General features: G+C 71.5%; 9 protein-coding genes. 3 read left to right on the top strand and 6 right to left on the bottom strand.

The annotated features are described in order from the left end of the window. The 3 genes from AERO9AM_RS13855 to pdhA all read right to left on the bottom strand — a co-directional run. Window positions 1-823: biotin/lipoyl-containing protein (locus AERO9AM_RS13855; RefSeq protein ID WP_201298647.1), on the bottom strand; the 823-nt coding region annotated here is incomplete at its 3' end. Beyond that, window positions 820-1,878 (bottom strand): alpha-ketoacid dehydrogenase subunit beta, encoded by a 1,059-nt coding sequence (locus AERO9AM_RS13850; RefSeq protein ID WP_159576667.1) that lies wholly within the window; start codon window positions 1,876-1,878, stop codon window positions 820-822. The genes AERO9AM_RS13855 and AERO9AM_RS13850, both read right to left, overlap by 4 nt. After that, window positions 1,875-3,017 carry a pyruvate dehydrogenase (acetyl-transferring) E1 component subunit alpha gene (pdhA, locus tag AERO9AM_RS13845; protein WP_236602625.1) on the bottom strand — a complete coding sequence of 381 codons (1,143 nt, stop codon included), beginning with the start codon at window positions 3,015-3,017 and terminating at the stop codon, window positions 1,875-1,877. The genes AERO9AM_RS13850 and pdhA overlap by 4 nt, the downstream gene beginning before the upstream one ends. A gap of 151 nt (window positions 3,018-3,168) precedes the next feature. Between pdhA and AERO9AM_RS13840 the strand changes: the two genes are divergently transcribed. Next, complete coding sequence (locus AERO9AM_RS13840) at window positions 3,169-3,606, top strand: Lrp/AsnC family transcriptional regulator (protein ID WP_201298646.1); 438 nt, start codon at window positions 3,169-3,171, stop codon at window positions 3,604-3,606. Window positions 3,607-3,672: 66 nt separating this feature from the next. Beyond that, window positions 3,673-4,182 carry a phosphoribosyltransferase gene (locus AERO9AM_RS13835; RefSeq protein WP_159576666.1) on the top strand — a complete coding sequence of 170 codons (510 nt, stop codon included), beginning with the start codon at window positions 3,673-3,675 and terminating at the stop codon, window positions 4,180-4,182. A gap of 28 nt (window positions 4,183-4,210) precedes the next feature. On the opposite strand, the gene AERO9AM_RS13830 is transcribed toward AERO9AM_RS13835, so the two are convergent. From AERO9AM_RS13830 to AERO9AM_RS13820, 3 genes are all read right to left on the bottom strand, one after another. Beyond that, window positions 4,211-6,001 (bottom strand): alpha/beta fold hydrolase, encoded by a 1,791-nt coding sequence (locus AERO9AM_RS13830; protein WP_159576665.1) that lies wholly within the window; start codon window positions 5,999-6,001, stop codon window positions 4,211-4,213. Beyond that, a complete protein-coding gene (locus tag AERO9AM_RS13825) occupies window positions 5,998-6,597 on the bottom strand; it encodes a TetR/AcrR family transcriptional regulator (RefSeq protein WP_159576664.1) in 600 nt (199 codons plus the stop codon). Before AERO9AM_RS13825 ends, AERO9AM_RS13830 begins: the two co-directional genes overlap by 4 nt. Window positions 6,598-6,714: 117 nt before the next feature. Then, window positions 6,715-7,482, bottom strand: a complete 768-nt coding sequence (locus AERO9AM_RS13820; protein WP_159576663.1) for an IclR family transcriptional regulator — start codon at window positions 7,480-7,482, stop codon at window positions 6,715-6,717. A 278-nt stretch (window positions 7,483-7,760) separates the two neighbouring features. Here AERO9AM_RS13820 and dhaK point away from each other — a divergent pair, with 278 nt between their 5' ends. After that, on the top strand, window positions 7,761-8,756 hold the full coding sequence (dhaK, locus tag AERO9AM_RS13815; protein ID WP_159576662.1) for a dihydroxyacetone kinase subunit DhaK: 996 nt from the start codon (window positions 7,761-7,763) through the stop codon (window positions 8,754-8,756). The last annotated feature ends 15 nt before the right edge of the window (window positions 8,757-8,771 follow it).

Here is an 8,771-nt window from a genome sequence, read left to right as displayed (position 1 = left end):
GTGCGGGGGCGGGGGCGGGGGCGGACGCCGAGCGGCCGCCGGCTCCGGGCGCCGACAGCCCGTGCAGGGACAGGCCGTCCACCGCCTGGTCGACGGCGGCCCGCAGCACATCGGCACGGGTGACCGCGCCGTCCGCGCCGGTCGGGGTGATCCGGCGCACGTCGAGGCCGAGGTCGCGCGCGAGTCGGCGGACGATGGGGGAGCGCACGGGGACGGGGCCGAGCACCGGGGCGTCCTTCGTCTCGCTGCGCTCGCTCAGGAACCGGTCCGGAGCGGGGGTCGCTTGAAGGCGCGGCGTTTCGCTGGGCTCGCTCGGGGATCGATCAGGGCCTGCCACGGCCGGGGCCGCGCTCGGCCGTCCCGCGGGCTGACCGTCTCCGCGCACGGGCCCGGCGCGGCGGGCCCTGCGGCGTCCCGAGGCGGCGCGCTCGGTCGTGCCGTAGCCGATGAGCACGTTCCCGGATCCGGATCCGGCCCGCTCCTCGGCGCGGTACGCCTCCTTCTCGACGTCGGGCGCGGCGGCGTCCTTCGTCCCGCTGCGCTCGCTCAGGAACCGGGGGTCGGCCGATGCGTCCGGATCGGCCACCTCGAGCACGGGCGCGCCGACATCGATCGTGTCGCCGGGCGCGCCGTGCAGGGCGACGACGACCCCCGCGTAGGGCGAGGGAAGTTCGACCACGCTCTTCGCGGTCTCCACCTCGGCGATCGCCTGGTCGGTGCGGATCGTGTCGCCGACCTGCACGAGCCACTGCACGAGGCCGGCCTCGGTGAGGCCCTCGCCGAGATCGGGCAGCCGGAAGACCCTGGTCGTCGCGGTGGTCATGCTTCTTCTCCGTGCTCGTCGAGCCAGTGCAGCGTGTCGATCGCGTCGAGCACGCGGTCGGCGTCGGGCAGGTACCAGTGCTCGAGCTTCGGCGGGGCATACGGGGCGTCGAAGCCGGTGACCCGGCGCACGGGCGCCTCGAGGAACTCGAAGCAGCGCTCGAACACCCGGGACTGGATCTCGCTCGCCACGCTCGCGAAGCCCGGGGCTTCGGCGACGACCACGGCGCGTCCGGTCGAGCGCACCGCGGCGGTGACCGTCGCGTCGTCGAACGGGGTGAGCGTGCGCACGTCGACCACCTGCACGCTGCGGCCCTCGCCGGCCGCGATCTCGGCGGCCTCGAGGCACGTCGCCACCGAGGACCCGTAGGAGATCAGGGTGACGTCGGTGCCGGCGCGGGCGATCCGCGCGGATCCGATCTCGGCGACGACGGAGGTGTCGACCTCGCCCTTGGTCCAGTACAGTTTCTTCGGCTCCAGGAAGACCACCGGATCCGGCGACGCGATCGCCGCGCGCAGCAGCGAGTACGCGTCCTGCGGGGTCGAGGGGCACACCACCGTCAGTCCCGGCGTGTGCGCGTAGTACGCCTCGGAGGAGTCGCAGTGATGCTCGACGCCGCCGATGCCGCCGCCGGTCGGGATGCGGATCACCATCGGCAGGCGCACCGCACCGCGGGTGCGATTGCCCATCTTCGCGACGTGGCTCACGATCTGCTCGAATGCGGGCAGCGCGAACGCGTCGAACTGCATCTCGACCACCGGGCGCATCCCGTTCATCGCCATGCCCACGGCGGTGCCGACGATGCCGGATTCGGCGAGCGGGGTGTCGAAGCACCGGTCCTCGCCGTAGCGCGCGGTGAGACCGTCGGTGATGCGGAAGACGCCGCCGAGCGCGCCGACGTCCTCGCCGAAGACGACCACGGCGTCGTCCGCCTCGATCGCATCGGCGAGGGCGCGGTTGAGGGCCGCGGCCATGGTCATGGTCTGCACGGTCGAGGTCGTGGGGCTCTCGGGGTGGGCGGCGTCCACGCGGACGTCCTCGTGCGCGATGGTCATCGGGTGCCTCCTTCGACGGGGGATGCGGAGCGTTCGAGCTCGTCCCGCAGCTGGTGCCACTGCTCCTGCAGCTGCGGGGAGCGCGTGCTGCGCACGTACCGGAACAGGTCCTCGGGGTCGAGGTCCGCATCCGTGTTGAGCGCGTCGCGGAGTGCGGCGGCGATGGCCTCGGCGCCCTCGGCGAGCTCCTTCTCGCGGGCCTCGTCGAGCAGGCCGCGTGCGGTCAGATGCGCGCGCAGACGGGTGAGCGGATCCTTCGCCGCCCACGCCTGCACTTCGGCGCGCTCGCGGTAGCGGGTGTCGTCGTCGGCGTTGGTGTGCGCCTGCATGCGGTAGGTGTGCGCCTCGACGAGCGCGGGCCCGCCGCCCGCCCTGGCGCGATCCACGGCCTCGCCCAGCACGGCGAGGAGCGCGGCGACGTCGTTGCCGTCGACGCGCTGCCCGGGCATGCCGTAGCCGATCGCCTTGTGCGCGAGCGAGGGCGCCGCGGTCTGCCGTGAGAGCGGCACCGAGATCGCGAACTCGTTGTTCTGCACGAAGAAGACGACCGGTACGTGGAAGACGGCCGCGAAGTTCAGCGCCTCGTGGAAGTCGCCCTCGCTCGTGGAGCCGTCGCCGCACATCGCCAGCACCACCGTGTCCTCGCCGCGGTGCTTCGCGGCCTGGGCGAAGCCGACCGCGTGCAGCAGCTGCGTCGCCAGCGGCGTGGTCTGCGGAGACACCCGGTGCTCATGCGGGTCGTAGCCGGAGTGCCAGTCGCCCTTGAGCAGCACCATGGCGTCGGCGGGGGAGACGCCTCGCGAGATCACCGCCACGGAGTCGCGGTAAGTCGGGAAGAGCCAGTCGTGATCGCCGAGCACGAGGGACGCGGCGATCTGGCAGGCCTCCTGTCCGTGCGAGGACGGGTACACCGCCAGGCGCCCCTGGCGGACGAGGGCGTTCGCCTGGTCGTTGATGCGGCGGCCCTCGACGAGGCCCCGGTAGGCGCGGCCGAGCAGCTCGTCGGCGGGCATGAGGTAGTGGTCGTCGACGTGCGCGGCGCCCGTCTCGTCGATGAGGCGCACCGGCTCGTCGCGGGGGAGCAGCGTGCGGGGATCCGCGTCGCGCGCGTCGCTGCGGGCAGGCATCGTGTGCTGCATCGGGTCCGCCTTCCTTGCCGAACGTGATGTCTCCAGTGTGCGTCGCGGGGCGCACTCGTCCAATGGGATCCGGGTGGATCTGGACGATTGAACATCCATGCCGTCAGAATGATGCAGAGTGTCAACAGCATGACGACAGGAGGACGCGCCCATGCCGGAGCTGGACGACGTCGACCGGGCGATCCTCGACGAGCTGCGCCGCGACGCGCGCGCCTCGATGACCGGCATCGCCGAGGCGGTGCACATCTCCCGTGCGGGGGCTCACGCGCGCATCAAGCGCCTCACCGACTCCGGCGTGATCACGGGCTACACGGTGCGTACGGACCCCGTGCTGCTCGGCCATCACGCCTCGGCCTATGTGATGCTCGCGCTCGAGCAGCCGGCGTGGCAGGAGGTGCAGGAGCGGCTGCAGCGCATCCCCGAGATCGAGCACATGGCCCTCGTCGGCGGCGATTTCGACGTGATCCTGCTGGTGCGGGCGAGCGACGCGCGCGACCTCCGCCGCATCGTCCTCGAGGACATCCAGGCCATCCCCGCCGTCCGCTCCACACGCACCACCCTGATCTTCGAGGATTTCGACCAGCGCTGAGCGGATCGCGACGACGGCGCCGGATCCATGGTCCGCTCGCATCCGTCCGCACGGCAGAATGGATCCATGACGGATACGGCGATCGAGCGCGAAGTGCTCACCTGGGACGGTTTCGGCAGCGCGACGCGCGATCTGGCGCGCAGGATCCTCGATTCCGGCTTCGAGACCGAGGTGGTCGTCGCGATCGCCCGCGGCGGGCTGCTGCCGGCGGGCGCGATCGCCTACGGCCTGGGTGCGAAGAACTGCGGTGCCATCAACATGGAGTTCTACACCGGCATCGGCACGGTGCTGGACGCTCCCGAGGTGCTGCCCCCGGCACTCGACATGGACTACCTGGACGGACGCCGCGTCCTCCTCGTCGATGACGTCGCGGACTCCGGGCGCACGCTCGCGCTCGCCGTCCAGCTGCTCAAGGACAAGGGCGCCGATGTGCGCTCGGTCACGATCTACACCAAGCCCACCACGATCATCCAGCCCGACTACGCGTGGAAGGACACCGATCGCTGGATCGACTTCCCGTGGTCGGCCAAGGGCACCGTGCGCGAAGAGGACCAGGGCCTGCCGCCGACGGCCTGAACCGTCGACGGCAGGGCCAGGGGCCGTCTCAGACCCGCGCTGCCTCGAGCAGTTCGGAGAGAGCGCGGCGGTGGGTCAGCTGCGGATGGTGTCCCGCACCGGGGATGGAGATCAGCTCCGCGTTCGGAAGCGAGGCGAGCCACTCGGCCGCTTCCGGCGTGAGCGGGTCGTCGCTTCCCGTGACGATCCGTACCGGCCCGCGGAATCGTCCCAGCGCCGCCCGCAGCTCGGCACGCCACCGCGGCGACCCGGCACGGGCGAGCTGTGCGGCCACGCGCGAGGCGGTGCCCCGCTTGAGGTCGCTGACACTCGATTCGAGGGCGGCCGCGCTCTCCTCCGATCCGGTCAGCTGCCGCGACAGCCGAGGCGCATCGAGGCGCCGCAGGTATGCGGACACGAACGGCCGCAACCTGGTCGCGGCGCTCGCCGGGGCCTGCAGGAAGAACGGAGCGACCAGGGTGAGCGACGCCACGCGCTCCGGGAAGCGATCCGCCGCGACGACGGCTGCGGCCGCGCCGATCGAGTGGCCGATGAGCTCGGCGGGTTCGTCGCCGAGCAGTCCGGGGAGCCACCGCCCCCAGTCATCGACGCCGATCCCTCCGCTGAGGCCGAGCCCGGGCAGGTCGACGGCGCGTGCGACGAGCGCCGAGGCCACCTCGGCCCAGGTATCCGCGTTGACCGGCAGCCCCGGCAGGATCACCCGGGCGGATTCGGGTGCGCCGAGCTCGAAGGTCCGCACGCCGCCGGCATCGACGAAACGGCGGTCGCCGGCTGTGGCGGCGCCGAAACGGTGCGCCGCCAGGTAGTCGACCCACCGATCGATGGAGAGCCTCACGTCCGGCATCGGGATGCCGTGCCTCGCGGCGAGCTCGACGGCGGGCCCGGTCGGGTAGCGGTCGGAGGACAGGAAGCCGAGCGTCTCCGGGTCGGCCTTGGTGACCCACTCCGGGAGCCGCTTGATGACACCGACGGGGATCCTCAGGCGCGGAACCTTCGCCTCGAGACGCCTGCCGGCCCGGGTGAGCAGTTCCTGCAGCGGCGGGGTGGCGTCGTCCATGACCCAGAACGCTCTGTCCACCGCCTCGGGATCGACCGCGGCGGCGGCCATGAAGGCCGCCATGTAGTCGACCGTCAGGACCGGGAGGAACGTCGAGTCGCCGGCGGGGAGTGCTGCGGCCGTGCCGTCCCAGATCTGTTCGATGGTCTTGGTCATCCCGATGTACTGCTCGGTCTCCCCGGTCGTGCTGTCGCCGATCACGGTGGCCGGGTTGATGATCGTCCAGGGGACTCGTCGTTCCAGGGCCCGGGCCTGGAAGACGGCGTCGGATTCCACCTTGGACGCCTCATAGCCGCCCAGCTCCTTGTAGACCGCCGCGCGATGCTCCGCGGACCACGGAACCGCCGTCGGATCCTGTCCGCCGACGCGGTAGCCCGAGATGTAGACCAGCCGCTGCAACGCCGGAAGCTCCGCCGCGAAGTCGACGACCTTCTCCGCGATGCCGACGTTCGCGCGGCGCGCCTCCTCGGCGGACATGCCGAACCGGAAGGCCCCCGCGCAGCAGTGGATCTCGGTCACGTCCGCGAAGGCCGCAGCGCCGCCTTCGACGATCTCCGGCGCGTCGAAGTCGACGATCGTGGTGCGGATGCTCCGCGTGAGGCCGTGCTCGCGGAGCCAGCGTTCGACGCGGGCTCCGGACTCGGCGGTCCGAACGGCCGCCGTGACGGTCGCGCCGGTCTGCGCCAGGGTCAGCACGAGATGCCGGCCGATCAGCCCCGACGCGCCGAACACCAGGGCATGGCGAGTCTCCTGCGCGGTCATCGCGTTCCTCCCGCGCTCTGGCGGCTCCGGTCGACGAGATCCGCGACGACGTCGGCGGCCGCATGCAGGGGCTGGGTGCTCCGCGTGGCGCGGGACACGATCACCGCTCCTTCGATCGTGGAGACCACGACCGTCGCCAGGGTGCGCGCCTGGGCGGGCTCGACGCCTCCGGTCTCGAGCAGTGCCGCCGTGGGCGCGATCCACGACTCGAAGGCGGAGGCGCAGGCCTGCCGCAGGCGCTCGCTCTCCGCGCCCATCTCGAGCGTGACCACCGAGACCGGGCATCCGAGTCGATAGTCGCTCTCGCCGACGATCGTCGCCAGCGCCTCGATCACGGCACGGGCTGCTGCGGCCGGGCTGCCCGCGGACGCGGCGGCCTCCGCGATCAGCGACTCGAACTGCTTCGCGGCCAGGTCGACCGCGGCGACGCCGAGGCCCTCCTTCCCGTCGGGGAAGTGGAAGTACACCGATCCCTTCGGCGCTGCGGCGTGGTCGATCACGGCGTTCAGTCCGGTGCCGCTGTACCCGCTGGTCTGGATGAGCTCGAGCATCGACTCCGCGAGCCGTGCCTTGGTCAGATCCCCTTTGGTTGTCATGGATCCAGAATAGACCGGTCTATATATTTTCTGCAAATGGCGGCGCGGCGGCGGCGTCGACTGTCCCTGGCTGCCGGCCGGTGTCCGCCGTCCTCGGGCGCGACCGGAGAGCGCGTCTCAGTCTTCGGCGGGGGCGATCCGCGGGGGCCAGACCGTCGCGCCGAGCTCGCGTGAGATGTTGCGCGCCGTGTCCCGCAGCGCGTGCAGTGCTGTGTCGGGGGCGGGCCCGTCCGCCGTCGGGAACACGACGGCGACCGCCGCGACGATGTCGCCGCGTGCGTCCGCGATCGGCGACGCGAGCGACGACTCGCCGAGCACCGCCTCGTCGGTCTCGGTCGCGAACCCGTGCTCGGCGATCGTCGGCAGTGCTGCCACCAGCGCGGTCGCGTCGGTGACCGTGTCGCCGGTGAGGCTGGCGAGCGGGTCGGCGAAGACGGCGCGCTGGAAGCCCAGGTCGTGTGCGAGCAGCACCTTGCCCATCGCGGACGCGTGCGCGGGCAGTGCGGCGCCGGTCTCGAGCATCTGCGGGCTGTCGTCGGGGCGGAGGACATGGTGGATCACGAGCACCTCCGCGAAGTGCGGCGCACCTAGCCGCACCGCCATCCCGGTGCGGCGCGCGAGGTCCTGCGTCCAGCGCATGGCGCGAGCCCGCACGTCGAGGGAGTCGAGGTAGACGCTGGAGAGCTTCAGCAGCGTCGGGCCCAGCATGTACCGCTGGCCGCCGCGCTCCTTCGCCACGAGGCCGTGCTCGCGCAGCGACGACACGATGCCGTGCACCGTCGAGGGCGGCAGCTGCAGGGCGGTGGCGAGGTCGGTGATGCCGAGGTGGCGGGAGCCCTGCAGCAGTTCAAGCACTTTCGCGGCGCGATCGATGGCCTGGATCATCTGCTTCGGCTCCCTCCTCGACGGCTTCGGCGGCGGCGGTGCGGATCCGGAGGCGGATCCTTGACAATCCGACATCCTCATCGCATATTCGACATTAACGAAAAGTATTCCGATTCTGGAGTGCGGCACTGCCGGACGCAAGGGCTTCCCGGCGTCGGTCGCCAGCAGGACGCGGAATGCCGATCGGACACGGACCGCCCGTCAGGTGCCGGCCGGACGGCGACGGTGCGGGTCGAACCGCAACGGTGCTCGGTGAACTGCAACAAGGAGGTCGCAGGATGAAGAAGCTCATCAACGCCCCGGAGGACGTGCTGGCGGAGTCTCTGCGCGGGCTCGCCCTGTCGCACCCGGAGCTCGAGGTGGACCTGGCGAACCGGGTCATCCTGCGCGCGGTGCGCAAGGACGAGGGCAAGGTGGCTCTGCTGTCAGGAGGCGGATCCGGACACGAGCCGCTGCATGGCGGCTTCGTGGGGACCGGCATGCTCGACGCCGCCTGCGCGGGGGAGGTGTTCACCTCGCCCACGCCCGACCAGATGCAGGTGGCCACGAAGGCGATCGACCGCGGCGCGGGCGTGCTGCACATCGTGAAGAACTACACCGGCGACGTGATGAACTTCGAGATGGGCGCGGAGCTCGCGGCGATGGACGGCATCGACGTGCGCTCGGTCGTGGTGGACGACGACGTCGCCGTGCAGGATTCGCTCTACACGGCGGGACGCCGCGGCGTCGGCCTCACGGTGCTGCTGGAGAAGATCGTGGGCGCCGCCGCCGAGGAGGGGAAGGATCTCGCCGCCGTGGCCGACCTCGCAGCGCGCGTGAACGGGCAGGGACGCTCGATGGGTATGGCGCTGACCAGCTGCACGGTGCCCGCCGCGGGGAAGCCGACGTTCGAGTTGCCCGAGGACCAGATGGAGATCGGCATCGGCATCCACGGCGAGCCCGGGCGGCACCGCGTGCCGCTCGCGCCGGCCAAGGACATCGCCGCTCAGCTGGTGGAGCCGATCCTGGCCGACATGGACTTCACCGGATCCCCGACGATCGTGATGCTCAACGGCATGGGCGCCTCGCCCCTCATCGAGCTGTACCTCATGTACGGCGAGGTGGCGACGCTGCTGCAGAAGGCCGGCGTGAGCATCGCCCGCAACCTCGTCGGGAACTACATCACCTCGCTCGACATGGCCGGATGCTCGGTGACCGTGCTCAAGGCCGATGACGAGCTCATCCGGCTGTGGGACGCCCCCGTGGTGACCCCCGGCCTGCGCTGGGGCGCCTGAGAACCGCCGCAATTC

The sequence above is a fragment of the Microbacterium sp. 8M genome, from assembly GCF_902506375.1.
Classification (GTDB): Bacteria; Actinomycetota; Actinomycetes; order Actinomycetales; family Microbacteriaceae; genus Microbacterium.
This window is presented reverse-complemented; position numbering and strand designations above follow the sequence as displayed.